The following is a 26,221-nucleotide window of genomic DNA, read 5'->3' on the forward strand; positions in this document are numbered from 1 at the left end:
CGACTCAGCCCCCCGCCACCGCGGCGGACGGCCGGGCGTCCTTGGTGAGCATGCCGCACATGGCGAGCACCGACACCAGCGGGCCCAGCACCCGCCGCGACCGCACCCCGTGCGGGAACGTGTTGTCCTGGGCGCTGCCGCCGGTCGCGGAGGCGAAGTGCAGCGTGCAGCGCAGGGCGCTGTCGAAGGGCCGCAGCCAGCCCGGCCCGGCGTGCCGGCTCAGGAACGCGTACGCGTCCCGGCTCTCCTCCTGCAACAGACGCGGGTCGAACACGGTGTCGGAGGCGTCGTCCGTCAGCCAGCGGTCCACCGGCGGCTCGAACCGCAGCAGATCCGCCTTGCCCACCACCAGGGCCGAGGCCACATTGAGGTAACCGCCGCTGTGCGGCAGCCGGTCCAGCACCGTGTCGAACGCCGGGTCGCTGCCCGTGACGGTGAGCCGGGCCTGTCTGCGCGGCTCGTCGAGCTGCGGCATACGCAGCGCCAGCAGCGGGTCCACGACGAACACGAGGGCGTCCACCCCGAGCAGGAACCGCAGCAGACTGTCCGTCCGCAGCAGATCCTCCCCGCCCAGGTCGAAGAAGGCCACCGGCCGCACCTGGCCGTCCGCACCCGTCAGCAGCAGCGCCTCCACGAACTCCGCGAACGACGTCTGCCCCGTCGCCTCCAGCTGCCGGCCCTGCCGCAGCCGGGCCACCCGCTCCCGTACGAACTGGGAGTGGTCCGCGTGGTTCACGGACTGCCACTTCACCCCGTACGGCTTGAGACCCCCGTCGATGACCTCGGCCACCATCTGGGTGAGCAAGTGGCTCTTGCCGCTGCCCGACGCGCCGATCATCGCCACGGTCAGCGGCCGCCCGTTCGTCAGGTACGGCACGGGCACGTAGTGCGGCTCGGACGTGCCGTCCCCCGCGCAGCTCTGGAAGGCGACGCGCAGGATGTCGGGCCGCTTCAGCGCGTTGGTCAGCTCGGAGGGGTCCAGCCGTTCGTACTGGAGGGTCTCCGAGCGGCGGAACAGCCGTGCCTCGTCGTAGCGCATGGTCTCCAGGCAGTACGGGCACAGGATCTGCCCCGGCTCCAACGGCGTCGCCGACTGCGTCATCACTGACATCACTGTCCCCTCATGTCGCGGCCGCCGGCCTGTCCGCCGAACCAGGGCCGTCGCCTGCCACGGGTCTCCCGGGGCGGCGCGGCGGTGGTGCGGGAGGCGCCCCGGGCGGGTGCCTCCACGCCGTGCCCGTAGCCGTACGGGCCAAGACCCGCGTCCCTGCGTTTGCGTTCCATCGCCCGGTCGTACTCCTGCCGCAGGGGTTCCAGCGGGTCGGGGCTGGCCTCGACCTGGGCGGCCGGGTCCTGCCCCGGCATCAGCAGGGAGAGCACCTCGGCGGGTGCGGGGCGGTCCGCGGCCAGCGGCGCGAAGGCCTCACCGAGCGGACGCTCCAACGACCGGTAGGCGGACAGGTCGCGGGGCGGCCCCTCCGGGTCGCCCTGCTGTCCCGTCGCCAGCTGGTAGACGATCTGGGCGACGCTCCACAGGGAGTCACGCGGGTCGGCGCGGCCCACCCCGTGCCGCTGCTCGGGCGGCGCGTACGGCGGCACACCGACGGGCACCCGCCGCGAGCCGACCCGGGCCACCGCGCCGAGGTCCCAGACCTGGGCCCGCTTGCCGTCCCAGCGCACCGCCGCCGGCACCAGACCCCGGTGCACCAGCCCGAGGCCCTCCAACAGCCTCACGGCCAGCACGAGATCGCGTTCGATGGTGCGCTGCTCGGTGGTGGAGATCCCGTACCCCAGCTGCGCCGCCGCGTCCCCCCGCGGCGCCTGGTACAGCACGAACGGCTCCTCGGCGTCCATGTCGTACCCGACGAGCGAGGGGAACAGGCTCTGGTACGGCTGGCCGTAAAACGCCCGGTGCACGCACAACGCGGCCCGGATCTCGGCCTCCAGCTTCCGCGGGCCCTCGTCGTCGGTGCCGTCGACGGTGCAGCTCAGCCGCACCGCGCGGACGCTGCCGCCGAGCAGGACGTCGTGCGCGGCGAGCGGGGGAGGGGTCGTCCTGCGCCGCTCCCCGCCCAGGCGGGAGAGCACGGTCTGACGGGTGCCCTGCGGGCTGATGAAGGTCAGCCGGACCGGTGCGCCGTCGAGTTCGCCGAACCCCGGCTGTCCTGTGCTGTGGTGGGTCACCATGATGTGCCGTCGTCCTCCCGGCGCCGCGGCCCGCCGCCGGCGCCTTCCGTATGAAATTCCTGGCCGTCCGCACGGTCGTCCCACGCGTCGGCGTACTGGCGGACGCTCCTGATGACGCCGTGCCGCAGCGGCACCAGCCGGAGCGTGCCGCTGTAGCGCCCGGGGAAGGCGGCCAGCGTGGTGGGCCCCTGCGCCTCGACCGCCGCCTCCTGGCCCGGCTCCGGGCGCGCGGCGGTCGTGTTCGGTGCGAACCTGATCTGCCGGACGAGGGCCGGGTTCTTGCTCAGCAGCCCCGACTGTTCGGCGGTGACCAGCTCGACCGGCTCCACGCCCCGCTCGTCACCGAGGTCGTCCACGGGCCGGCGGGGTGCGATGCCGAGGAGGGCCTCGGTGTCCTCGGACCGTCCGTCGCGCCGGGCGAACGGCGGGGGCGCGATCACCCCGTGCCGGTCCAGGTGGCGGCGCGCGGTCGTGAACATCCGGCGCAGGCCCGCGTCCACGGTCTCCGACTGGGCGGCCGCGCCCCTTCCGCGCTGCCCGTTCTCCCAGTGCGGCTCCAGGGCGGCGAGGACGGCCGCGCCGAGGTCACCGCGCAGGGTGTCCACCAGGGCGGGGCCGCCGTCCCCGGCCTCCCGGCCCAGCCATCGCGGCCCGGAGAGCGGGTCGGTGTCCTCCCCGGTGCTCCAGGCGACGTCCAGCGGATCGGGGGCGCCGGCCGGGAGCGCGTCCTGCCAGCCGTCGCCCGTCTCGTGCCGGGTCCGGGCCGCCCCCGCCTGCTCGGCGAAGTGCTCGGCGGCCTCGGCGGCGGCCCGCAGGGCACCGGCGGTGGTGCGCGCCAGGTCGGCGGTGTAGGTGCGGTGTTCGGCCGCCCACCAGCGCCGCGACGCGCCCTCGGCGAGCAGCCGGTCCAGTTCGCCGAGCAGGGTGGTGGCCTCCGCCGCGCCGGTCCGCCGCCACCAGTCGTCGACCGCGGTGTACCAGCAGCGCATGACCAGCAGGCAGGCCAGGACGAGCGCACAGCCGAGACCGGCCGGCGCGGCCCAGGCCGGCAGTGGCCGCGCCTCGGCCAGCAACGCCCCGGCCGCAGCGCCGGGCACCAGCGCGAGAAGTACGGTCAGGGCGGCGGAAGCCGGATTGCCGCGCGGCCCGCCCGGGCGGTGCAGCCCCGCGCGAACGCATCCCCCCGCGGCGACCAGCAGTACCACCAGCGCCGCCAGTGTGCCGGGCCAGGCGGCGAGAGCGGAGAGCAGTCCGGCGCCGAACGCCGGCAGCGCGGTACGGGAGAACGAGGCCCGGACCGTGAAGGGGTGCCGGGGCGACACCCGGTCCAACCGGGAGGCGGGCAGACGCTGTTCGGCGTCGGTCAGCACCTCGGCACCGGACGCCGGGGCGATCTCCTCCGACAGCGCCACCAGACCGGCCGACACCTCCCGCAGGGCGGTGCCCTGCTCCAGCAGGCTCTCGGCGCGGGCGCGCAGCGAGCCGCGCAGTTCCTCGCGGTTGCCCCCGTACTCGGGCAGCACCACCTCGGGCCCCGCCGGGCCGCCGCCGGACCGTGGCCCCGCGGCCGTGTCCAGCGGTGTGTCGTGCTGGAGTATCTCCACGACCAGCCCGCGATGGTGCCGCAGCGCCGCCGCGGCGTCCTCCACGGCCGCCGCCGCCCGGCGCCCCGGGCCCGCCTCCAGCAGTCCGCCGGGTCCGCGCAGCCGCAGGTGCGCCGACCGCAGCGCCGCGATCGACTCCGTGCACCGTCGGCGCGAGGCGTCGAGCCGCCCGCCGGGCAGACAGCGCGGACGGTCGGCCTCGCCGGGCCCCGACAGCAGTGTCCCCACCGGGCCCGGCAGTTCCGGGCGGGCCGGCCCGGTGAGGGGATCGGCGGAACCGGCCAGGCGTTGCAGCGCCTCCGTCCAGGCCCGGGCCCGCGCCGCCGGCGCCAGGTCGTGCTCCAGGAACCGGACCGCGGGCACGGCGACGGAGTCGTCCAGCCCGGACAGGGACGCCAGGACCGTGTCGAACAGACCGCCCAGGACGTCGACGAGTACGGCGAGGGCGGCCGGGTCGTCGGCGGCGACCTCGGGGTCACCGGCGATCCGGGCGGCCCGCAGGTCCCCCACCCACAGCAGTCCGCAGTCCCGGTTGCGCAGCGCGGCGGGCCGGGTGAGCCGCGGTCCGAGCCCCGCGGGCGGGGCCGGCGCGGGTTCGTCGCCGAGGACCGCCAGGGGATCCCAGGCGTCGACCGGCCGGGGCGGGTCGGGCCGCTCGGTGTCGGGCAGGGCGCCGACCGCCAGGGCGAGGACCGAGGACTTCCTGCCGTAGCCGATGGCCTCCTCGTAGACGCCCTGGTGCGCGGTGAGGCCGTCGGGGGTGTCGACGAGGAGGAAGCGGTAGTGGCCGTTCGCGGGTTCGGGCCGGCCCGCGTCCCGCAGCCGGCCGTTGACCGCGGCGCGCAGCTCCTCGGGGCCGTCCGGCACCTCCGCACCCGGCCGCAGGTCGAGGACGATCAGCGGACCGGTGGGGGAGCCGTCCCCGGCGTCGGTGTGCACAGGGCGGTTCACTCCACGTCCTTCCAGGGGTCACCGGTCTCGCCGGCGGAGTACGGGGTGCCGTCGGCCGGCCGGTCCCCGACGAGTCCGGGACCGCTCCAGGGGGCGTCGGTGTCGTCGCCGGGCCAGCCGTCCGGGCCGCCGCCGTCCGTGCCGTAGGCCGGGGCGAAGGGCGGCAGCGGCAGCTCGGCGGAGTCCGCGTCCTGCGCCGCGCCGTTCACCCCGGCGGTGTGCGGGGCGGTGCCGTTGCCGCGGAGGTCGAACGGGAAGGCGGGGTCACCGAGCGGCTCGGCGCCGGACCAGGAGGGGGCCGTGTCGTGCCGCGGTCCGCGGCTGCCGTCGCGCGTGCCGTCGAAGGAGGCGGCCGCGCCGAAGGAGTGCTGCGCGGGCGGCGTCGGGTCGGGGCGTCCGGCACCGCCGCCCGGACCCGTCGGCGGTGTCCGGCGGCTGCGCTCGGACGCCTCCGCGTCCATGTCGAGCTGCACCTCGCGCAGGGTGCGCAGGGTGGGCGCCAGGGCGTGCTTGTCGGTGAACGGGGTGTCCAGCGCGGCCGGCAGCAGTTCGGTCCAGAACTCCAGCAGCGAGGCCGCCCACTCCGTCGACGGGCCGCTGGAACGGGCCATCCGGTCGTGGATGAAGTCCACCTGACGCGGCGCCAGGTCCTCCACCAGGTGCACGTACAGCTCGTGGGGAGCGTCCCCGGAGGTCGTCATCCCGCCGTAGCCGCCCTCCATCAGGGCCTTGCAGTACGTCTCCACGATCTCGCCCTCGTCGAGCAGCGCGACCTGCTCGTAGGCGTGCAGCAGCCGGGCCCAGCCGGAGATGCCGTGCCGGGAGGAGTCACCGAGCCGCAGTTCGATGCCGGGCAGGTTGGCGCCCTCACCGCCGTGCAGCCGGACGAGCACCTTGCGGGGGTTGTCGACGTCGCCCTCGACGACCTCCACCTGCCCCTTCCACAGGGCGCACAGCAGACGGTGCAGGATCTCCCTGCGGTCCTCGGGGGTGCTGGCCAGCCACTCGCCGCCGTAGCCGAGGCGCTGGCGCCAGTCGAGGTAGTCGCCGGCCACCTCGACCTCCTGGGCCTTGGCCCACCGCGACAGCACCTTGCGGACCTCGGGCACCTCGGTGAGGCTCATCTCCCGGCGGAACAGCACCACCGTGATGGAGTCCGTCTCGACGCCGTTGAACTCGACTGAACCGCGGGGCAGCGACAGGTACTTGTGGAGGAACTCCTCGACGCTGTCCTTGGCCTGCGAGACCGGGTACACCACGAGGACCTTCAGCGGGCCGCCGCCCTCGGGTACGAACCCGTGCGGGATAAGACCGGCGATCTTGGACCGGAAGTCGTCCAGGGCCCGCTTGCCGACCTCGTCGGCGGCGCTGCTGACCCCCGCGGCCGCCTCCAGCAGCTTCCCCATCGACGGCAGCAGCGGACGCTCGTCGTGCCGGACGCCGCTCTCGGCGAAGAGTTCCTTCACCCGCTGCTCGATCGCCGCCTTCACCGGGGCGATCGCCGCTTCGGCGTTGCGCCGCCCGAGCAGGCGGGCCGCCTGCCACTGGTCGCCCGCCACCATGGAGTGCACCAGGCCGGCCTCGTCGTCGGTGTCCCGCAGGTTCTCCCGCTTGGTCAGCCGCTCCCGCACGTCGTCGTAGAAGTCGGTGAGGCTGTTCTGCGGCGGCAGCAGGTAGGAGACGCCGGTCCGGTCGTCGTACAGCTCCAGCAACTGTTCCTTGTAGGACCGGGGTTCCTCCTCCTTGTGCTTCTGGAAGGTCTCCACGAGCTGGGCGATCTCGGCGACGAGCGCGGAGGCCCGCGAGCGCCAGCGCTGTTCCTCCTTGCGCCACGCCTCGTGCCAGATCACCTTGGTGCGCATCGCGTACCACTGGTCCTGCGCCTCGCGGACGCGCACCACCTCGGGGTCGCCCCACTGGCGGCGGGTCAGCGGTCCGGCCAGACCGTCCTTGATCCGCGGCACGCTCGGCGGCTGCACGGCGCGGTCCCCGGAGGGTTCGCGGCTGCGGTTCTCCAGCATGCCGAGCACCCCGATGCGGGTGACCGGGTCGGAGTCGCCGGCGACGCCCTTGACGATGCGTTCGACCTGGAAGGGGTCCATGGTGCGCAGCGCGCGCTCCAGGGCGGTCTGCGGGGAGAACTGCTCGGCGAGGACCGGGGCGCGGCGGGCCACCCGGCGGCGCAGGTCGTCCAGCAGGGCCTGCATGTCGCTGAGGCGGGTGCGCAGCGCCTTCTCGATGGCGGGGCCGCCGCGGGGCGGTGTGCGGGGTTCGGCCACCGGCAGCGACTCACGGTTCCACAGCTCCTCCAGGCCCGCGTCGGCGAACATCCGGCGCACGGTGCCGGCGTACTCGTGACTGGGCTGGGCGGAGCTGTCGGAGAGCCGGCCGACGCCCTGGGCGAGCAGCCGCGCGGAGACCAGGTCGGCGAGCGGTTCGACCGGCACGGTCATGGAGGCGACCAGCGCGGTGGACACCCCGCGGTGCCCGATGCCCGACTTGGCGCGGATACGGCGCTTGGCGTCGCTGTTGATGAAGCTGGAGGCGAAGGTCTGGTGCTCGTCGTCGCGGTGCGGGGTGTCGCCGAGTTCCGCGCCGATCAGCGACATGATCAGGGACACCATGGAGCGGCGCAGGTCCTCCGGCCGGATGCCCGCGGTCCTGCTGAAGAGGAACGCGGTGGGCATCACTCCGGCTTCGAGGCGGACGACCCGGTCGTTGGGGTAGCGGATCGTGGTGGTCGAGGCGTGGTCGACGTCGCCGATGACGTCGTCGGCGGTCGGCACGTTCTGTTCGTCGACGAGCCGGAAGAGGTCCACCACGGCCCGGGCCGCGTTGAGTTCGGCGTCCCGGCCGCCGCCCTTGGCGAGCGGGAAGGCCGAGGGCATCACGACGAGCGGGTAGATGCGCACGCCGGAGAAGTTCTTCTCCTTGAACGCCTGCCCGATGAAGTGCAGGTAGTCGAGGAAGATGCCGGTGCCGGTGCCGCCCGCCACCGAGAAGGCGACGAAGACGTCGCATCCGGTGATGGGCCCGCCGCGCAGCCGGCTCAGTTCGCCGCCGGAGCGGCCGATGCTGTCGATGGCCTGCTGCAACGGCGCCATGACGGGGGTGAGGTCGTCGCGCAGCAGGGTGCCGAAGAGGGCCGCGCGTCCCACCGTGGGCAGTGCGCCGGCGCCGTTGCGCAGCGGGGTGATCTTGGGTTCGCCGTTGCGCGGCGGCAGCCAGTCGTGGGTCTCGCGCGGCAGGGCGGCCCGCAGCTCCCGGGTGACGCTGGGGGAGCTGTCGTAGCCGGGCAGCAGGTCGTGGGTGGCGCGGGCGGTGCGCCGGTAGGCCGCCTGCAGCGAGGGTTCCACGCTCATGTGGGGCAGCCGGGCGAGTTCGGCCTCGCTGTAGTCGGCGTAGACGAACTGGAGGCATTCGGGCAGTTGGTAGCGCTGGGTGATGCCGGCGCCGGTGAGGGCGGTGCCGTCCGGCCCGCACAGCTGCGCCCGCAGCCGCCGTTCCAGTTCGGCGCCGACCAGCCCTCCGGTTCCGCCCAGGCCGACGAAGAGCATCGGCTGGTTGATTCTCATTGGTGTGGCCTTCCGGCAGTCGGGCCGCCTGGGGGCCCGGTCCTTGGTGGTCGACGCCGGCCGCCGGGCACGGGTGGGATGCACCGTGCCGTGCGGCGGCCGGGGTCGTGGTGTCAGATGTCGGGGTGCTGGGCGTCGGCCGTGTAGGGCGACCACAGCTCCGGCGCGTCGGACGGTGTGGTGGGGGCGTCGTCGACGGCCTTCAGGACCAGGTCGTCACCGATGCGCAGGCCCTGTCCGGGGGCCAGGTTCTTCTCCACGTTCCCGTCCGGCATCCGCAGGTCGGCGCCGCCGTCGGGGTTGCGGCGCATGCCCCAGGAGCCGTCGTCGGAGCGCTGGACGCGGGGGCTGTCGCTCTCGGTGTCGACGATGTCGAACCGGTACCAGCTCTCCCGCCCGGGGGTGACCGGGTGGCTGGCCAGTACCCGGCCCCAGGCGTCCTCCAGCACCAGGGTGCCGCGCGGCCGCCGGGCCGCCCTGCGGCGCAGCCACAGGAGGACGAGGACCACGCCGGCGAGGGCGAGGAGGCCGAGGGCGAGGGCGCCGAGGCGGCCCCACCGGTCGAGCGCGTCCGGTACGGCGCGCACCGTCACGGTGTCCAGGAGCGGTCCGGCCAGCACGGTGCCCTTCTCGTCGGTGACGAGGATCTTGCCGCCGAGCGCGCTGCCCTCGTCGGTGACGGGGAAGCTCAGCTCGTCGGCCTCGCCGACCTCCAGCCGGACGGTGACGTGGTGTCCGCTGGTGCCGGCGGGCACGGTGACGCGCTGGGGTGTCAGGCGCAGTCCCGCTCCCTTGGTGTCGGCGAAGGCGAGGGACAGGGTGTGGGCGCGGGAGTCCCGGTTGTCGACGGTGAGCCGGGCCTCGTGGGTGTCCCCGGGGTGGAGCCGGGCACCGCCGAGGGCGAGGACCGCCTCCAGGCGCTGGTTGGGCTCGGAGACGGCGGCCGGCTGGGACCGTACGTCGGGGTCGAGGCCCACGGCGGAGACCCGCGACTCGAAGGTGAGGGAACCGCTCGCGCCGTCGGGGACGGTGACGGTGCCGGAGAAGCGGCCGTCGCCGGCGCTCTCGTCGGCGCCCCGGCCGTCGTCGGCGAGGCGGATCGGCACCGCCCGCCCGATGCCCTCGCCGCCGAGGCTCCCGGTGACCTTGATGCCCTTGAGATCCCGCTTGTCCAGCCGGGTCTCCTGGCGGGTGAGGATCGGCACGAACACGTCGACCTCGCTGCCCGCGGCGGGGGTGTAGGCGCTCAGGGAGATCGTGGAGCGCACCTCGCCGTGCCAGAGCGCGTTGACGGAGGCGGAGCGCTCGCGATGGTCCTCGGGCGCGTCGAGCCTGACCGTCCAACGGCCGGCGAGGGGGCGGGTGATGCGCAGCGACTCGGTCGCCCTGCCCTGTCCGGAGAAGGTGTACGTCGAGTCCTCATCGCGGTGCGAGGGCTTGATCTCGCGGCCGTCGGGGGCGATGTAGGTCGCGGTGACGGCGGGGTCACCCTTGGAGACGACGATGGTCCCCTCGGTGGCGAGCGGTGAGATACGGACCGTCAGGTCGCTGGGCGGCCGGCCCTGTTCCCCCTTCTCGTGGTAGAGGCAGCGGGCGGAGGCGAAGGTGGTCTGCAGTTCGGCGTCGAGGTTCTCCCCGTTCACGAGCCGGGCCTGCGGGCGGGCGTTCGGGAGGTTGACGCAGCCGGCCTGGTAGCCGGCGGCGGCCATCCTGCGCAGTGCGTCCTCGTTGGCCTCGCCGAAGCCGAGGGGCCAGATCTGCACCCGGGCGTCGGCGGCGTCGGCGAGTACGTCGTCGAGGTCGGCCTTCGCGGCCTCCTCGGCGCTCTTGTCGTCGAGGTCCTCGTACTTGAGGCTGTCCCGGACATCGAGCTTGCCGTCGGTCAGCAGGAACAGCACGCGTGGGGTGTCGGCGGGAAGGGTGCCGAGATCGGTGACGGCCTGGCGCACCACCTCGATGAAGTCGGTGCCGGCCCCCTCGTCCTTGGCGCGTCGGCGCAGTGCCGCCGCGCACTCGGCGATCTTCTCGCGGCCGACGGTGTCGAGGGCGCGGGAGGGGCAGACCTTGTCGACGGCCGCCTGCCCGGGCTTCTCGGCGCTGGCGAAGCCGAGCACCTCCATGGTGGAGTCGTTGGACGGCTCGCCCATCGCGATGGCGTTGACGGCCTCGCGCTCCCGGTCGATCTCCCCTTCCTTGAGGCTTGCCGACTGGTCGACGGCGACGACGTAGTTCACGGGTTTGTCGGCCTCGGTCTCACCGCGCGCGGGCGCCGCCGCGCCCGCGGACACCGACAGTTCCGCTGTGGCCAGGAGCACTCCGGCGAGGAGTGCGGCGAGGCGCCGTGCGGCCGGGCGGCGGGCCGCTGTCGCGGCGCGTGGGTCCCGGAACGACCGGCTCATGGTTGTTGTCACTCTTGCTGTGCTCCCCACGGCCTCGATGCGAGGCCTCCCTCGTGAGCCGGGCCTTCCGGGTGGTCCTTCCGGAAAGGCCGCGCGTCCTGCCGGTCCGCGTCCCTGGGCCGCTTCCACCAGACGACGCCCTCTCCCCAGGGGCGGCTCGTGTGGCGATCACTTTAATTTCATTGGCCGATCGCCATGTTGTATTTCGGCGACACTGTTTGAAAATTGCCCGATGTCGCTCTGAAGGAATCGCGAATGAATTGCAATGCGCTTTACATGACTGCTTCTGATCACATTCGATCGGTAAATCGCGGGTGTCGAAGTCGCTCACCGACGCCCTTGCGCCAAATCCGCTCCGCGAGGATTCCGGTTCGCCCGGACGCGGTCCTTCCGGGGGCGTGACGGCGGTCAGCTCTCGGACAGGATGCGGCGCAAACGGTCACCGAGCGCTCGGCTTCCTTCCGCGACGGCCATCGCGCACAGCGCCTCGTCGTCGAGCGGACCCAGCCCCAGACGGGCGGCGAGCGGCCCCAGCCGGTTCCGTACGGCTGACGGCGAGCGCGCCGTACCCAGATGGTCCCCGACGCGGCGCACCAGCTCCCGGCGCCGGGCCCGTACGTCCTCGCACCACAGCTGGAGCAGACCCCCGCTCGGCAGGGTCACCAGCGACCCCATCGGGGGCAGTGCCTTCTCGCCCGCGGCCAGGAAGGCGTCCTCCGCCAGTGGCACCCGGTGCGGGCCGTTGCCGGCCCGGCGCGGCCGAAAGCCCACCAGGCTCCTGGTGCTCAGCCAGCGCCCGGACTCCTCGTCGAAGTTCGCCACGGCGCTCTCGTGTGCCGTCGCCAGGGCGGCGAGGGCGGCGTCGGAGGTCTCCAGCGCGCGTCCGAGCCGGGGGTCGTGCCCGCCCCGCAGCGGACGGGGGCAGACCAGGTGCCGGGCGCCCTCGGGGCCGCGTGCGACGTGCACGACACAGGCGGGCAGGTACTCCACCTCGTACCCGACGACGGACTTGACCTCGATGGCCGAGGGCAGGTTGTACCGTCTGCGCTCCTCGTCACCGAGGCCGGTCAGCTCCGCCACCGCCTCCGCACGGAACCTCTGGGCGCGCAGTGGGGGGACGGCGCCGCTCCCCCGAGCCATGTGCGTCGGGCCCGCACCGGTCCGGCGGTAGTACGCCCCGGTCAGCGGCTCGGACGAGAAGCCGTCGAAGTACAGGACCCGGCGGTCGTCGACCTGGACCGTGTACAGCTTCCCGTCCCCCAGGGACCGTCTGCCGAGTGCGGTGAGGGCGAGCGAGCCGTCCTCGCCCTCGACGTCGCCGACCGACACCAGGAAGGCCAGCGCCTGCCGGACGAGCGCCCCGTCCAGCGAGAGGAACAGGGCGAGTTCCTCGGATCCGGTGATCCCGGCCTCACCGATGCTGCGGATCAGAAAGTGGTCGATCAACTGGTAGGGCTGCGCGTCCGTGACCTTCGCCAGCACATCGACGCGCCACACGGGAAACATCACGGTGTGCGCCGACAGGGGCGGGGCCCCGAGCGTGAAGGCGGCGTGCTCCGCCGCCCGGCCGGGGTGGAAACCCAGCGCGGCGGTACGGGGGTTCATCGCCTCGCCTCCCGCACCCGGGTCCGCGGCAGGAGGGCGCGCAGGTCCCGGTAGGGCAGCAACTGGCCCTGCCCGTGGACGTGTTCGCGCAGCGCCCGGGCGAGGTCGCCGAACGCGGGGTCCGTGGCCCGGGTGAGCGTGCTCAGGTCGCCGACCAGCACCAGTTGCCGTCGCGCCCGGGTGAACGCGACGTTGGCCCGCCGGAGCTCTTCGAGGAAGCCCACCTTGCCGTCGCCGTTGCTGCGGGTGAACCCGTAGAGGACGACGTCCCGTTCGCCGCCCTGGAAGGAGTCCACCGTGGCCACGTCACCGCCGCCGGAGGCCGACGGGGCGAGCCGGGAGCGGATCAGGGCCGCCTGCGCGCGGTAGGGCACGATGACCGCCCACTCCTCGTCGTGCTCGGCGTAGTGCTCGGCGAGGTCCGCGAGCAACTCGGCCTCGACGGTGTTGAGGTAGCCCCGCACGCCGTCCGCGGTGCGGGGCGGCCGGCTCTCGGCACGCTCGCCGCGCGGCAGGTCCGAGGTGTCGATCACGACGAACGGGCTGCTGAAGAGCCGGGAGTTCACCGGACCGCGCCCGTACGGGGTGGTGAGCCGTCCGTCGTAGAAGGCCCGGGAGCAGAAGTCGGCGACCTCCCTGGGCATGCGCCGCTGTTCCCACAGACAGGCGACGGCGTCCTCGGGCAGACGTTCCCGGGCCAGTTCCAGGACGCTCCCGCCGGTGAGCCGGGCGGCCTCCGGCCCGGACTGGTCCCGCGCCCAGCGCAGGAGCCCCTCGTCCTGGAACGGGGGCAGTTGGCGGTCGTCGCCCACGAGCACCGCGCGCCGCGCCCGCACCAGCGGGACCAGCGCGTCCGCGGTGGTGATCTGCCCGGCCTCGTCGACGACCGCGAGGTCGAACTCCACCCCGGTGAGCAGGGCGGGCCCCGCGGAACCGGTGCTGGTCGCGCCGACGACATGGGCGTAGCGGATCAGTTCCGCGTGCAGTTGGTCGGTGGCGTCCGAGACCTCGTCGTGCCACTGGGACAGCAGCTCCCGGCGGGCCTTCAGCAGTGGAGCCGCCTCGCGCGCCCAGGCCGCGAACGCCGTCAGCGACTCGTGGGCGGGCGGCTCCGCGCCCTCGGGGAGGGCCGGCGCCCCTCCGACGGGGCCCAGCAGCCTGTGGCAGTGCCGGGCCCGGCCTGCGGCGTCCGCCCGCAGCTCACGGCACTCCCGCGCGGCCTCCCGCAGGGCCTCGTGCGCCGGCCGCACCCGCGGATGGTCGCGGGTCGCCGCCTCCAGCGCCTCCTCCGCCTCGCGCCAGGCCAGTTCGGCGTGGGCGGTGGCCGCCCGCCGTGCCTCCGACGCCGCGGTCGCGCGGGTCAGGAGCCTCGCCCACCACCACAGCCGTAGCCGCCCGGCCGGCGTGCGGCGCTCGGCGGCCCGCCACCGGTCCAGGCGTTCCGCGCGAGCCCCGCGTCGACGGGCCACCCGCTCCTGCCTTGCCCGGGCCTTGGTCAGACGAGCCTCCAGGCGGTCCACCCGGCGCTGCGCCGGACGGTCCACCGCCCGTATCGCCGTGCGCCGCGCCGCCCTGGCCGCCTCCTCGGCCCGCATCGCGGACTCCAGCCGGTCGAGGGCGTCGTCCAGGGCCCGCGTCCACTGCGCGGCCCGGCCCCCGTCGTGGTGGCGCAGGCGGTTCCCGACCCGGTCGAGGATGCCCTGCCGCAGCGCGGCGGCCCGGGTGTGCAGGAGGTAGGGGCGGGCCTCCTCGGAGACCCGGCCCTCATGCCCCACCCGCACGATCAGCAGGTCCTCGCCGAGCCTGCCCAGCACGTTGTCCACGGCCGCGTTGCTGTGCGCGGTGACCAGGACGCGCCCCGAGCGGCCGCCCTCCCGGGTCACCGCGCGCACCACCTCGGTGATCACCCGGGTCTTCCCGGTGCCGGGCGGGCCGATCACGACCGACAGATCCTCGGTGGCGAGCGCGGTCGAGAACGCGGCCCGCTGCCAGTCGTCCAGCCCTTCCGGGGGGTTGCCCCGGGTCCGGTTCGTGCGCGGGGACCGGGTCCCGGCCAGCACCGACAGCAGCCGCGGATTGCGGGCGGTGCCGTCACGGAGGGCGGCGAGTGCCTCGGAGCGGCGGGTGTGGGCGGTGCCGTTGGCGACCCGCTCCAGCTCGCCCTGCTGCGGCAGTTGGGCCCAGTCGACGACGCGGTCGAAGGCCACGGTGACGTGCTCCTGCGGGTCGACGGCCACGACCGTGCCGCGCAGTCCCGGCTCCCCGCGCACCTGCACCACCTCGTCCGGTCCCGGCGCCCGTCGGCCGCGCAGCGCGAAGGTGTACACCGAGCGGCCGGTCAGGCGCCGCTCGGCCGCCGGGTGCGCCGCCCGGTACACGTACGGCCCCACGGCGCGGGCCCGATCCCGCTGGATCTCCAGCTCCTTGTCGACCACGCGGTGCAGGTCGTCCAGCAGCCGCCCCTCGCGCCTGCCCGCCTCCGAGCCGCCCTTCGCGCCCGCCATGTCCTTGCGCAGGAGTTCCCACTGCCCGGTCAGGGTCTCCCAATGGCTCTCGGAGTCGTCCGGAACCGCGCCGGGCGAGTAGCGGGTGGTCCATGCGGTCGGCCTCAGCAGCAGACAGCCCTGGTCCAGCGTGTGACGGTCCTTCACGCGCAGCAGCCGCACGGTGACCATCCGGTAGCACCGGGCCGGTGCCGTACCCGTCCCCGCGTCGGGCACCAGTACGGCGACGACGTCGCGCCCGTACAGCACGAGCCCCGTCCGGCCCCGGTGCTCGTTGAGCACGGCCGATACCTCCGCGTGTGCGCCGAACTCCGCCATCAGGTCCTCCACACAGCCGGGCAGGCGGGGGCGGGTGCGGTGCAGGCGGCTCATCTCCCCCTCGGCGGAGTCGGTCGGCAGGACGACCAGGGGCCCCGGCAGGGCGACGGTACGGGTCAGCATGCCGTCGCGCCTTCGCCCGTCGCGCCTTCGTCCGCCGTACGGAAGCCGTCCGCACGGGCCCGGCGGACCGCGGTCTCCACATCCGCCGCGCTCCGCCGCAGCCCCTCGGCCAGCGCCGGCCCGTTCGGACGTGCCGCAGGGTCGGGATCGAGCGCCGTGTCCAGCAGGCGCTCCAGGCTCGCCGGAGCTTTTGGAACGTGCACGCGCAGGGGCACGACCGCTTCGGTGTCCGGCGCCTCACCGCTGATCAACCAGTAGGCGAGCGAGGCCAGTTGGCAGACGTCCGTGGCCGCGCCGATCTGGTGCGGGCGGAAGTCCCCCGGCCACTGCTCGGGTGCCCGGTGCGCCGCCGGCCCCTCACCGGGCACCGGCGAGCGGAACACCAGGCCCAGATCCCTCAGGTGCAGCGCGCCACCGTCGACGAGCAGGACGGCGTCCGGTTCCAGGCAGCGGTGGGCGAACCCCGCGCGGTGCAGCTCGCCCAGGGCGTCGGCGAGGTCGGCGAAGCCGGTCAGCACCCGGTGCAGCAGGCCGTCGCGCAACGGTCCGGTCCGCCCGTACGCCTCGGACAGGGTGGGCGCCGCGCCGATCGCCCTGTGGCCGGCGGCGGGCCAGGGCAGGGACAACAGGGCGCTGCGCGGACCGAGGGTCCGGTGGACTCCGGCGGCCGGCAGGCCCGGTCGCGGGGTCAGCTTCCGCAGCAGGTCGTTCTCGTGACGCAGGGCCGACAGGGCCTCCTGCGCGAAGCGGCCGCGGTCGTCGACGACGTCGACGCGGCGCAGCCATACGTGACGCTGCCGCCCGCGTGCCTCGGCGGGGCCCACCCGCAGGGCGCGGGCACCCAGCTCCCGGGCCGAGCCGTCGGCGAGGGAGCGGCGCACCAGCGCCTGCTTCTCGAGCGCGTAGTCGGCTCCGCCGACGTCCACGACCTCGTCGGCGGCCCAGGTGCCCCGGCGCGGCGGCCGGGGCCGCGGACCGGGGGGCCGCGTGGGCACGGGCTCCGGTGCGGCGACCGGCTTTCCCGGGCCGCCCGGGCCCTGGCCGTCCCTGAGCCCCCGGATCATGCCGATGGCGAAGGCCGCGGCGTTCCGGGCGGCCAGGGTCTGTCCGCCCTGCCGGTCGGCGACGCGCTTGGCGCCGTCCGCCCGGTCGCTGATGCCGCGGACGGTCATGGCGCAGTCGCGGGACATCGCCGCCGCCCGCGCCATCCCGGCGCTCTCCATCTCGATGGCCACGGCGTCCTCGTAGTGGGCGCGCAACTGCTTGCGCAGCGGGGACGGGGTGCTGTTGAGCACGACCTCGCCCACGGCCACCGGATCGAGGTGCACCCGGGGCGCCGACGCTCCGGCGCCCGGCGCCCCGGCCCAGTCGCCCTTGCTCGTCCTCCTGGCCAGTTGTTCCAGGTCGTGGGCCAGGTTCCAGGCGTTCGGGCGGGCCCGGAAGACCCCGGCCTCCTCCTTGCCGCCGTGGACGGCGTACACCTTGGTCGCCACCACGACGTCGCCGAGCGCCACATCGTCCTTGAGGGCGCCGGCCACGCCCACGAACATCACCATCCGCGGCGCGAACAGCTGCACGGCCTTGGCCGTCACCACGGCCGCGCCGTCGTTGCCCCGCCCGATCTCGGCGAGGGCCACCTGCCAGGGAGTGCCGTCGACCCAGCCCGTCAGGTACTGGGTGCCGATGTCGTCCTCCCGCCGCCAGTCGCATCCCGTCAACCGGGCCCGGACCGCCTCGAATTCCACGGCAAGAGCGGTGAGTACGACGACGGTCCCGCCATTTCGCACTTCTGTTCGCGCATTTCGCACTGTTCCCCCCGGATGCTTCCTCGTGCAAAGCACGGTCACTGTATCGACGGCGGCGGAGCGGTCAGGGGGGAATTCCGGTAATGCCACGCACCTCGATCTCGAACGCGTGAACGGAATTCGCGCCGGGAATCGCGCTTTGCCGGAACGGCCCCCGCGTGATCGACTTCGACCTGTCATGTACAGGGATTCCTGGGGAGGGGTGTGTCGATGACGGTCGCCACGGAGGGGAGGACACAGCGGTGTCCACAGTGCGGGGCGGAGGTCAGCCCCGATGAACGGTTCGCCGTATGGTGCGCGGCCTGCGACTGGAACGTGGACCCCGCGCGGCCCGAGGAGCGCCACGGGTGGCTGGAGAGGGCACAGCGCGCCCAGGCGCGAAGACACGGCGAAAGACTGTTCGCCGAGATGACGGCCGACGGCGGCCCGCGCGCACGGCGCGACATCGCCGCCCTCCTCGCCCGCGCGGTCGCCCTCGCCGTCCACGGCCTCACCCTGGCGCTGGCCGTGGCGGGCGTCTGGTCCCTCCTGTCGGGAGGGGTCCCCGGGATCGTGCTCGGCCTCTTCCTCCTGCTGCTGGCCTGGGCGCTCAGGCCCTGCCCGAACCGCCTGCCGGACGACGCCCCGGTCCTGCGCCGTGCGGACGCCCCCGAACTCAACGCGAGCGTGACGACGTACGGCCTGCGCGGCCGACGGGCCCTGCTGCTGGGCCTGCCGCTCTGGGAGATCCTCACGCCGCCGCAGCGGATCGCCCTGCTCGGCCACGAGATCGGCCACTTCGGCAACGGCGACACCCGGCACGGCCTGATCGTCGGCACCGCCCTGCGCTCACTCACGTCCTGGCGGTACTACTTCTCGCCGACCCCCGAACCGACCCTGGTCCAGATGGCCGTCAACCTCGTGACCCTTGTACCCGGCACCCTCGTCCTGGGCGTCCTGCTCCTCCTCGACCGGCTGACGCTGCGCGCCGCACAGCGGGCCGAGTACCTCGCCGACCGCGTCGCCGTCCGCGCCGGGTCCGCCGAGGCAGCCGTGGGACTCATGGACCGGCTGCTGGTCGTCGACTCCGCCGCCGTGACCCTGCGCCGGGAGGCCAACGGCTCGGCCAAGGGCGCGAGGCGCCCCGCCGCGGACGCCGCGGAGGCGCTGTGGCACAGGCTCGCCGCCGACATGGCGTCGATCCCTGAACACGAGTACGAGCGCCGACGGCGGGCCGGCGCACTGCGCGGCCACAGCGTCGACGCGACGCATCCCCCCACGCACCTGAGACGAGCGAGCCTGCTCACCGCGGCGCCGGCCCCCGCGGCGGTCGTCATGGACAGCGGACGGGAGCAGCGGATCGCGGCCGAACTCGCCGACGCGCGCGGCCGGGTGACACAGCGGATCCTCCGCCACGGGTTCGCCGCCCGACACCGGCCGTGGACCGAGGGGACCGGACCACGGGGCCGGCGAAAAGCACCCGATCACGCCGGAACACGGGTGTTACGGTCCCGTGCATGGCCGAACTGATCGCTCCCACCGCGCGGTTGCACTCCTCCTGGCTCGCCGCCCGCGAGGAGCGGTGGCCCGCCGCCTACGAGGACGTGTCGGGGCTGCGCCTGGCGGGCGACGACGACCTCGGCAGCGCGGCGGGGTTCGCCGCGTGGACCGAGCGGCTGCGGCAGCAGTCCGACCCGTCGCTGCCGCTCCCCGAAGGACGGGTCCACGCCACCCACTGGTGGATCGTCGAGGGCGAGACCTTCCTCGGCGCCATCGACCTGCGGCACCGGCTGACCGCCTTCCTGCTGGAAGCCGGCGGCCACATCGGCTACCACGTCCGGCCCTCCGCCAGGAGACGCGGACTGGCCACCTGGGCGCTGGGCGCCGTACTGCGCGAGGCGCCGGGACTCGGCATCGACCGGATCCTTGTCACCTGCGACGACACCAACGTCGCCTCGGCCCGCACCATCGAACGCAACGGCGGTGTCCTGGAGGACGTCCGCCACACCGCGGCCGGGCCCAAGCGCCGGTACTGGATCGCGGTGACGGGCGCGGCCGCGACCCCCTGACGGGAGCCGCGGCCGCGCCGGCGCGTCTACTCGGCCACGTGCCCGTGGCCGTCGTGCAGGCCGCCGCCGCTGCCGGAGTCGCCGCCCGTCGGGACGGACTCCACCGGCACGCTCAGCGGCGCCAGGTCGTACGCGTAATGGCCGACCGCGTCGGCGATGACGTCGATGTTGACGTCGAACGCCCGCATGTTGATGTTGCTGATGTCGTCACCGGCGCCGTGGTAGTTGACGTCGTACGCCACCCCCGCCTGCCCGCCGTACTTCGCGGCCTGCGCCTCGGTCTTGATGCCCTCCGCGCCGGTGAAGGTGCCGCCCGAGGGGATGCCGACCTCGATGAACGGTCCGTAGTCGGAGCGGCCGGTGAAGTCGGTGCCCTCGTGCGGGATGTTCCTGGAGTCGAGGAAGTCGTTGATGCCCTTCTCCAACTGGGCCGAGCCCTCGGGGCCGGGGCCCGCGCCGACCGCGTCGGAGTCGTCGCCGTCGTACACGAAGTACGCGGCGTTCGGCGAGGCGATCATGTCGAAGTTCAGGTAGAGCTTGATCTGCTCCTTCTGCTCCTCCGTCAGCGAGGCGACGTACGCCTCGGAACCGAGCAGCCCGAACTCCTCGGCCGACCACCAGGCGAACTTCACCTTGTTCTTGACCTTGCCCTGGGACTTGGCCAGCTCCTGGGCGACCTGGAGGATGCCGGCCGATCCTGAGCCGTTGTCGTTGATGCCGGGGCCCTCGGAGACCGAGTCCAGGTGGGCCCCGAGGAAGACGGTGTTGTCCGCGTCGCCGCCGCGGGTCTCCGCGACGACGTTGTACGTCGTGCGGTCCTCGCGCAGTTCGCGGACGTCGAGCGTGACCTTCACCGGGCCCGCGGCGGCCTCGGCGGCCAGCGCCTCGCCGTCCGCCTGGGTGACACCGCCGGTGGGGATTCTGCCGAGGGTCGCGTCTCCGATGGTGCCGTTGAGGGCGCCCGCGGTGTTGTTGTATATCACCGCGCCGACCGCGCCCGCCTCGGCGGCGTTGGCCTGCTTGACGGCGAAGGTGCAGCCGCCGCGCTTGATCAGGGCGATCTTCCCGGTGAAGGCGCCGGCCGCGAAGTCGGCGGGCTCGCAGCCGTTGGTGCCGTCGGCGTCCACCGGGGCCACGGCCACGTCCGCGGTCACCCCGCCCTCGGGGCTGCTGGCGGTGTACGTCATCAGCTCGACCGGGATGTCGCGCGGCGTCGGCGAGACCACGGACAGGGTCTCGGCGATCTCCTCGGTGTACACGAAGTCGAACTCGTGCCGGGAGGTCTTGTAGCCGGCGGCCTTGAGCACCGCCTCCACGTACAGGGCCGACAGCTTGTGGCCCTTGGAACCGGCCACCCGGGTGTCGTCGTTGTGGTCGGCTATCGCCTGGAACACCTTCAGATGCCGGAAGGCGTCCTTGGCGGTGGACTCCTTGACGAGTTTCCTCGCCAGGGCGTCGCCCCGGTTGGGGTGGTCGCTGCCCGCGGTGGCGGGTCCGGCGACGAGCAGCGGGGAGACGAGTGCGGCGGCGGCCAGGGTGGCGGTCACCATCGCTCTTCGACGTGCGGACATAGAGGTCCTCTCACGACTGGTCAGCAGACAGGTCGACAGATCGACTGATCGGCGGAACACGGTGGAGGCACGTTAACCCTGTGACTGCCCGCTGCCAAGGAGCAGTTCGACCGCCCATCACCCCCGCTTAGCTCAAGTGTTGCTCTGAAATGGCCGGATACGAGGTTGCGCGATCCGCCGCCGGGCGACACTCCCGGCAGACATCGGGTACGGAGGGGGTCCGCATGGGAATGAGGTTCCGGCGCTCGGCCGAGGCGCCTGCGCAGCCGCTGGACATCTACGACATCGCCTTCCTGGCGGGCGGGGCGCCGCGGGTGGCGGACGCCGCGCTGATCGCGCTGTCCGAACGAGGACTGCTCAGGCTCAGCGGACCCCGGGTGCGCGCCGCCGACGGGGCGTCCGCCGAACATCCCGTCGAGCGCGCCCTGATCCTCGCGTGTCTGCGCAACAGGGGCATCACCTCCGTCCACACCGAGCTGCGGGGCTCGGCCGAGGTCGAGGAGATCGGCCGCCGCCTGGCCGGGCAGGGCCTGGTGACCGGGTCCCGGCGGCGCCCGACCCGGCTGGGCCGGCGACGGCTGCGAGCCGCCGAGGAGAGCGAGGACCTGCCCGGGTACGTCCTCGGCGGCGCCGCCGTCCTCCCGGACGGCCCGGTCCGTCGCCGCGTCCTCGGGGCGCACCCGATCCCGCAGGGCCTCGGCCGCTCCCTGGCCCGTATGGGCAGGGCCCTGGACCGCGACTCCGAACCCGACTCCGCCTCGGACGGCGGCCACAGCTGCGGAGGCGGAAGCGGGGGCGGTGACTAGGGGACCGGCCCCCTATTTCGCGTCCTGGGCCGGAAGTCCGTACGCCCCGCACGTCCGGCGGCCGGTTCAGGTCGTCGGCCGGGTGGCGCGGGTGAACGCGCGGCGGTAGGAACGGGGCGGAACCCCCCGGCGGCGCACGAACCGCTCGCGCAGCACGGAGGCGCTGCCGTAGCCGACTTGCCGTGCCACTTCCTCGACCGGCAGGTCGGTGGTCTCCAGCAGTTCCTCGGCGCGACTCAGCCGCAGCTCCCGCAGCCAGGCGTGCGGTGTGGTTCCGGTGGCCGCGGTGAACCGGCGCGCGAAGGACCGCTTGCTCATCACGGCCCGTCGTGCCAGCTCCACGACCGGCAGGGGCTCGTGGAGGTGCTCGCGCGCCCAGGCGAGCACCTCGGCGAGCCGCTCGTCCTGGCCGTCCTCCGGCACGGGGGCGGCCAGGTACTGCGTCTGCCCTCCGTCGCGGTGCGAGGGCAGGACGACGTCGCGGGCGATGTGGTTGGCGAGGGTGGCTCCGTGTTCGCGCCGGATCAGGTGCAGGCAGAGGTCGAAGCCCGCGGCCGCTCCGGCACCGGTGCTGATCCTTCCCTCGTCGATGTAGAGGGCGTCGGCGTCGACGGTGACGGCCGGATGGCTGCGGGCGAGGAGTTCGGCGAACCGCCAGTGCGTGGTGGCCCGCAGGCCGTCGAGGAGACCGGCGGCGGCGAGGGCGAAGGTGCCGACGCAGTGCGCGGCGACCAGCGCGCCCCGCTCGTGGGCGGCCCGCAGGGCGGCGAGGACGGCAGGTGGCGGCGGCGTACGGAATCCGGCTCCCGGCAGGACCAGGACGAGATCGGCGCCGGCCAGCCGGTCGAGTCCGTGCGTGACCGCGAGCGGCACGCCCACGTCGGTGGGTACGGGCCCGGGGCGGTCGCCGCACAGGGCGAAGTCGAAGCCGGGCGCGGCCGGGCCGTGCGGTGCGAACACCTCGGCGACGATGCCGACGGCGAGCATGCCGACCCCCGGCGGGGCGTAGGCGGCGACGGTCGTGAAGGGGGGCACGCGCGGAGTGTGGCACATTTCCTGCGATCAATGGCATCAGTGCCAGTCGTACGCGGCTAGCGGGCTCGCCAGGATGGAGCCATGACAGACACGCAGCTCGGCCGCAGCGCCGAGTACCAGGTCCTGACCGTCGGTTACACCCTGTCCACCGGCCCCGGAGTGGCCGCCACCGTTTCCTATGTCTCCGACGCGGACCGGCATGTGATCGTCGATCCCGGCATGGTGGCGAGCCGCGACCGCATCCTGGGACCGCTCGCCGAACTCGGCCTGGGCCCCGAGGACATCACCGACGTGGTCCTCAGCCACCACCACCCCGACAACACCATGAACGTGGGCCTGTTCGGCCGGGCCCGGGTCCACGACCACAAGGCGATCTACGAGGCGGACCGGTGGACCGACCGGGACGCCGAGGGCTACGAGCTGACGCCCTCGCTGAGATTGCTCCGCACTCCCGGACACAGTCCCGAGGACATCACGCTCCTCGCGGGCACCGGCACCGGCGTGGTGGCCTTCGTCGGAGACCTGTGGTGGCGCCCGGACGGTCCGGCCGAGGACCCGGTGGCCCCGGACCGGGAGACCCTCAGGACCTCCCGGCTCCGGGTGCTCGACGCCGCCGACCGGATCGTGCCCGGCCACGGCCCCGAGTTCGAGGCGGACGACACGGCGCCGCGATGACCCGAACGACCTTGCCGGTCGGGGGACTTCGGTCAGGCGAAGTGGTGGATCCACCGCTGGAGCGCGGCGTGCGTGGTGTCGTCGAGCCGGGACAGGACCGCGATGGCGTCGAGGTCCCCCGGCATCGGGGCGATGCCCGCGGTGGTGAGCGCGGCGTGCAGTTCCAGACGCCGGCGGTCGGCCGGTTCGAGGGGAATCGACAGCCGGCTCGCCGGGTCGGGTGCGGGCAGAAGGTAGTCGCCGTCGTACTGGTCGCCGCCGAAGGCCGTCGGCGCCGGTTCGAGGAGGTCCTCGGACATGCGCGCGGCGGGGAAGCGGTACGGGTCGAGGTCGTGCAGCGCCGTGGTGCCCACGGTGAATGCCTGAAGTCCAGTCACTTGTGCCTCCTCGGTCGTAATGCCGTTGGTGAGGTGGACGGGCAGGCGGGCGAGGGCAGTTGCGGTGCGGCGCGCGGTCCACCCGAATGTCCCCTACGGCATCTCGTCACATGACAGATGAACCAACAGACCGATCCACCGACCGGGTTCGCGTGGAGGGCGTGAGTGGTGCGGTGGCGGGGCTCAGGCGTTGTTCGGGAGCGGTGCCGCGGGGCTGACCAGGCCGGCGGCTCGCAGGTCGGTCCAGAACGCGGCCGGTACGTTCTCGGCGAGCGCGGCGGTGTCCTCGGCGATGCGGCTCGGCCGGGTGGCGCCGGGGATGACCGCGGCGGACGCCGGATGGGCGAGGGAGAACTGGAGTGCGGCGGCCTTGATGCTCACGCCGTGCTCGGCGGCGAGCGCCTTGAGCCTGCCGACCCGCTCGACGATCCCGGCCGGCGCCTGCTGGTACTCGAAGTGGGTGCCGCCCGCGAGGACGCCCGAACTGTACGGGCCGCCGACGACCATGTCGACGTCCTGCTCCTCGGCCATCGGCAGCAGGCGCTGGAGGGCGTGGTCGTGGTCGAGGAGGGTGTACCGGCCGGCGAGGAGGAAGCCGTCGGGCCGGGGCTCGTCCAGGGCGAGGGTCAGCTCGATCGGCTCGGTGCGGTTCACGCCGAGGCCCCACGCCTTGATCACGCCCTCGTCGCGCAGCCGGGACAGCACGCGGAAGGCGCCGGTGCGGGCTTCCTCGAACTTCTGCAGCCACTGGTCGCCGTGGAAGTCCTGGGCGATGTCATGGACCCAGACAATGTCGAGCCGGTCGGTGCCGAGGCGCTTGAGGCTGTCCTCGACGGAACGCTCGGTGGCGGCGGCGGTCCACTCGTGGACGATCCGGTTCGGGTTGCCGTGCTCGAACAGTCCGCCCTTCTCTCCGAGGTCGCGGGCGGCGGGTTCGTGCTCGTCGAGGATGACCCGGCCGACCTTGGTGGAGAGCACGTAGGAGTCGCGCGGCTTGGTCGCGAGGACCTCGCCCAGCCGGGTCTCCGCGAGGCCGGCGCCGTAGAAGGGGGCGGTGTCGTAGAAGCGGGTGCCGTGCTCCCAGGCGGCTTCGACGGTGGCCCGGGCCTCGTCGTCCGGGATCGCGCGGAACATGTTGCCGAGCGGCGCGGTGCCGAAGCCGAGACGGCCGGGGAGAGTTTCCTTGAGAGACATGGCTGCCTTTGTGGGGGAGGGGCGGGCAGGAGGGCCTGGCCCGCCGGTCGTGCGACGCCGTCATTGCTTGCCAGCGCGCCTTACTTGCAATGACAATACTTGCATGCGCGGGCTAATGTAAAGTTGGCGTCCGTGTCCCCCGCTCAGCGGCTCCGCAGCCGCCGGGCGAGCAAGCCCTGGCGAGCCAGCACCCCGAGCGTCCTCACGACGGGCGGCCGCACTTCCCCGGCGAGTACGGCGCCGCCCTTGCGGCGGAGTGCCCCGAGCCGCAGTTGCTGCACGGAGACGAGGGCGCTGACGAAGGGCCGGTACTCGGCGTCGACCAGGCCGGGCAGCGCCCGGGACTCCTGGAGCACGTCGCCCGCGAGCCGCGCCTGCGCGGCGACCAGCCGGCCCACGGCCGCAGGGTCCGCAGCCCGCGCCCGCAGCCCCTCCGGCGTCAGTCCGTGCTCGGCGAGCGTGGCGCGCGGGAGGCCGATCTGCCCCTTCTCGGCGTCCTCGCGCAGGTCCGCCAGGTTGTCGATGCGCTGCCAGCCCTCGATCAGCGTGCGGCAGTGCCGCTGGAAGTGCGCGTACCGCGTCGATTCGCGCGGCGGGGCGATGAGGGAGGCCGTGAGCATCAGAGCGGGCAAGGAGTACCGGTCCACGTACGCCTGGAAGTCGTCCTCGGTGTCGAAGCCCGTCCAGACCGCCTCCACCGCCGCTCCGTCGAGGAAGTCCCGTACCCGGACGGCCAGATGAGGATGCCGTCGGACGGTGTCGGCGAGGACCCTCAGTGTGGGGTTCGCGGAGTTCTGGTCCAGTGCCTCCGTCACCTCGCGGTCCCAGGCGAGCAGCGCCTCGCGGCGGACGTCCACGTCACCGGAGTCGATCAACTCGTCCGTCTCGTGCATGAAGGCGACGGCCGCCACGACGGGCGGGTGGAGCCGAGCGGGCAGCAACAGGCGTGCGGCGAGATAAGCGTGAGGATCGAACCGCCGGACGGTCCGGCGCTGGGCGTCGTAGTCCCGACGCAGCTCGGGATCGCGGACGCCGGCGCGGTCCAGGGCCACGGACCATCTGGTCACAGTTCTCCTCCTCGAGGCGGGCGGGGCGGGCGAACGCGGTCGGGGCGGAGCCGATCCCGGGTCTCGCCCGCGGCGATCCGCTGCTTGTACCGCCCGAGGCTCCGCCGCTCCTCCCGGGTCAGATCCGGTATGAGCTTGTCGGCCTCCGCCCAGGCCGCCGCCCGGGCGGCGCGGGCGGCTCGCCAGTCCCGCCGCTCGACGGCCTCGCTCAGCTCCTTCATCGCGGCAAGGAGAGGTTTACGGGCCTCCTTCTGTCCCCTGGAGAACCCGGGCTGCCGCGATGCGGCCTTGCGTACTTCCCAGGCGGGGCCCCCGGTGAGGAGGTGCACGCGGGGGCGCGCTCGGTTCGTCATCAAAGCCTCGTTCGGGTCGGAGTG

General features: G+C 73.8%; 18 protein-coding genes. 4 read left to right on the forward strand and 14 right to left on the reverse strand.

Features of this window, described 5'->3' with window-relative positions; translation table 11 throughout:
- Nucleotides 1-4: 4 nt before the first annotated feature.
- From ABT296_RS06370 to ABT296_RS06405, 8 genes are all read right to left on the reverse strand, one after another.
- Nucleotides 5-1,111 carry a hypothetical protein gene (locus tag ABT296_RS06370; RefSeq protein WP_351923833.1) on the reverse strand — a complete coding sequence of 369 codons (1,107 nt, stop codon included), beginning with the start codon at nt 1,109-1,111 and terminating at the stop codon, nt 5-7.
- Nucleotides 1,111-2,187, reverse strand: coding sequence for a protein kinase family protein (locus tag ABT296_RS06375; RefSeq protein WP_351923835.1), 1,077 nt, complete (start codon nt 2,185-2,187; stop codon nt 1,111-1,113). The genes ABT296_RS06370 and ABT296_RS06375 overlap by 1 nt, the downstream gene beginning before the upstream one ends.
- Nucleotides 2,181-4,742, reverse strand: a complete 2,562-nt coding sequence (locus tag ABT296_RS06380; RefSeq protein WP_351923837.1) for a hypothetical protein — start codon at nt 4,740-4,742, stop codon at nt 2,181-2,183. The genes ABT296_RS06375 and ABT296_RS06380 overlap by 7 nt, the downstream gene beginning before the upstream one ends.
- Nucleotides 4,739-8,317 (reverse strand): tubulin-like doman-containing protein, encoded by a 3,579-nt coding sequence (locus ABT296_RS06385; RefSeq protein ID WP_351923839.1) that lies wholly within the window; start codon nt 8,315-8,317, stop codon nt 4,739-4,741. The genes ABT296_RS06380 and ABT296_RS06385 overlap by 4 nt, the downstream gene beginning before the upstream one ends.
- Before the next feature lie 113 nt (nt 8,318-8,430).
- Entirely contained in the window at nt 8,431-10,716 is a 2,286-nt protein-coding gene (locus ABT296_RS06390) for a vWA domain-containing protein (RefSeq protein ID WP_351923841.1), read from the reverse strand.
- Nucleotides 10,717-11,124: 408 nt separating this feature from the next.
- On the reverse strand, nt 11,125-12,321 hold the full coding sequence (locus ABT296_RS06395; protein ID WP_351923843.1) for a hypothetical protein: 1,197 nt from the start codon (nt 12,319-12,321) through the stop codon (nt 11,125-11,127).
- On the reverse strand, nt 12,318-15,266 hold the full coding sequence (locus tag ABT296_RS06400) for a DEAD/DEAH box helicase (protein WP_351923845.1): 2,949 nt from the start codon (nt 15,264-15,266) through the stop codon (nt 12,318-12,320). Before ABT296_RS06400 ends, ABT296_RS06395 begins: the two co-directional genes overlap by 4 nt.
- Entirely contained in the window at nt 15,260-17,251 is a 1,992-nt protein-coding gene (locus ABT296_RS06405) for a phosphorylase family protein (RefSeq protein WP_351923847.1), read from the reverse strand. The genes ABT296_RS06400 and ABT296_RS06405 overlap by 7 nt, the downstream gene beginning before the upstream one ends.
- 30 nt (nt 17,252-17,281) lie before the next feature.
- On the opposite strand from ABT296_RS06405, the gene ABT296_RS06410 reads away from it, so the two are divergent.
- Together ABT296_RS06410 and ABT296_RS06415 are read left to right on the forward strand one after the other, a co-directional pair.
- Nucleotides 17,282-18,580: a M48 family metalloprotease gene (locus tag ABT296_RS06410; RefSeq protein ID WP_351923849.1), complete on the forward strand. Its 1,299-nt coding sequence runs from the start codon at nt 17,282-17,284 to the stop codon at nt 18,578-18,580.
- Complete coding sequence (locus ABT296_RS06415; protein WP_351923851.1) at nt 18,568-19,119, forward strand: GNAT family N-acetyltransferase; 552 nt, start codon at nt 18,568-18,570, stop codon at nt 19,117-19,119. Before ABT296_RS06410 ends, ABT296_RS06415 begins: the two co-directional genes overlap by 13 nt.
- A gap of 26 nt (nt 19,120-19,145) precedes the next feature.
- Here the strand turns inward: ABT296_RS06415 and ABT296_RS06420 are convergent, their stop codons facing one another.
- Complete coding sequence (locus ABT296_RS06420) at nt 19,146-20,690, reverse strand: M28 family metallopeptidase (RefSeq protein WP_351923853.1); 1,545 nt, start codon at nt 20,688-20,690, stop codon at nt 19,146-19,148.
- Between the two features lie 224 nt (nt 20,691-20,914).
- Between ABT296_RS06420 and ABT296_RS06425 the strand changes: the two genes are divergently transcribed.
- A complete protein-coding gene (locus tag ABT296_RS06425) occupies nt 20,915-21,496 on the forward strand; it encodes a TIGR04222 domain-containing membrane protein (protein WP_351923855.1) in 582 nt (193 codons plus the stop codon).
- A 66-nt stretch (nt 21,497-21,562) separates the two neighbouring features.
- Here ABT296_RS06425 and ABT296_RS06430 read toward each other — a convergent pair whose 3' ends face one another.
- On the reverse strand, nt 21,563-22,483 hold the full coding sequence (locus ABT296_RS06430; protein ID WP_351924105.1) for a GlxA family transcriptional regulator: 921 nt from the start codon (nt 22,481-22,483) through the stop codon (nt 21,563-21,565).
- Between the two features lie 129 nt (nt 22,484-22,612).
- Here ABT296_RS06430 and ABT296_RS06435 point away from each other — a divergent pair, with 129 nt between their 5' ends.
- Nucleotides 22,613-23,206, forward strand: coding sequence for an MBL fold metallo-hydrolase (locus ABT296_RS06435; RefSeq protein WP_351923857.1), 594 nt, complete (start codon nt 22,613-22,615; stop codon nt 23,204-23,206).
- A gap of 32 nt (nt 23,207-23,238) precedes the next feature.
- Here the strand turns inward: ABT296_RS06435 and ABT296_RS06440 are convergent, their stop codons facing one another.
- From ABT296_RS06440 to ABT296_RS06455, 4 genes are all read right to left on the reverse strand, one after another.
- Nucleotides 23,239-23,583 carry a hypothetical protein gene (locus ABT296_RS06440; RefSeq protein WP_351923859.1) on the reverse strand — a complete coding sequence of 115 codons (345 nt, stop codon included), beginning with the start codon at nt 23,581-23,583 and terminating at the stop codon, nt 23,239-23,241.
- 183 nt (nt 23,584-23,766) lie between these two features.
- Nucleotides 23,767-24,777: an aldo/keto reductase gene (locus ABT296_RS06445; RefSeq protein ID WP_351923861.1), complete on the reverse strand. Its 1,011-nt coding sequence runs from the start codon at nt 24,775-24,777 to the stop codon at nt 23,767-23,769.
- A gap of 143 nt (nt 24,778-24,920) precedes the next feature.
- Nucleotides 24,921-25,844 carry a phytoene/squalene synthase family protein gene (locus ABT296_RS06450; protein ID WP_351923863.1) on the reverse strand — a complete coding sequence of 308 codons (924 nt, stop codon included), beginning with the start codon at nt 25,842-25,844 and terminating at the stop codon, nt 24,921-24,923.
- Complete coding sequence (locus ABT296_RS06455; protein WP_351923864.1) at nt 25,841-26,065, reverse strand: hypothetical protein; 225 nt, start codon at nt 26,063-26,065, stop codon at nt 25,841-25,843. The genes ABT296_RS06450 and ABT296_RS06455 overlap by 4 nt, the downstream gene beginning before the upstream one ends.
- Nucleotides 26,066-26,221: the final 156 nt, after the last annotated feature.

Origin of the sequence: Streptomyces sp. NPDC000983, from assembly GCF_040299205.1 — a bacterium.
In the GTDB taxonomy this organism is placed as follows: domain Bacteria; phylum Actinomycetota; class Actinomycetes; order Streptomycetales; family Streptomycetaceae; genus Streptomyces.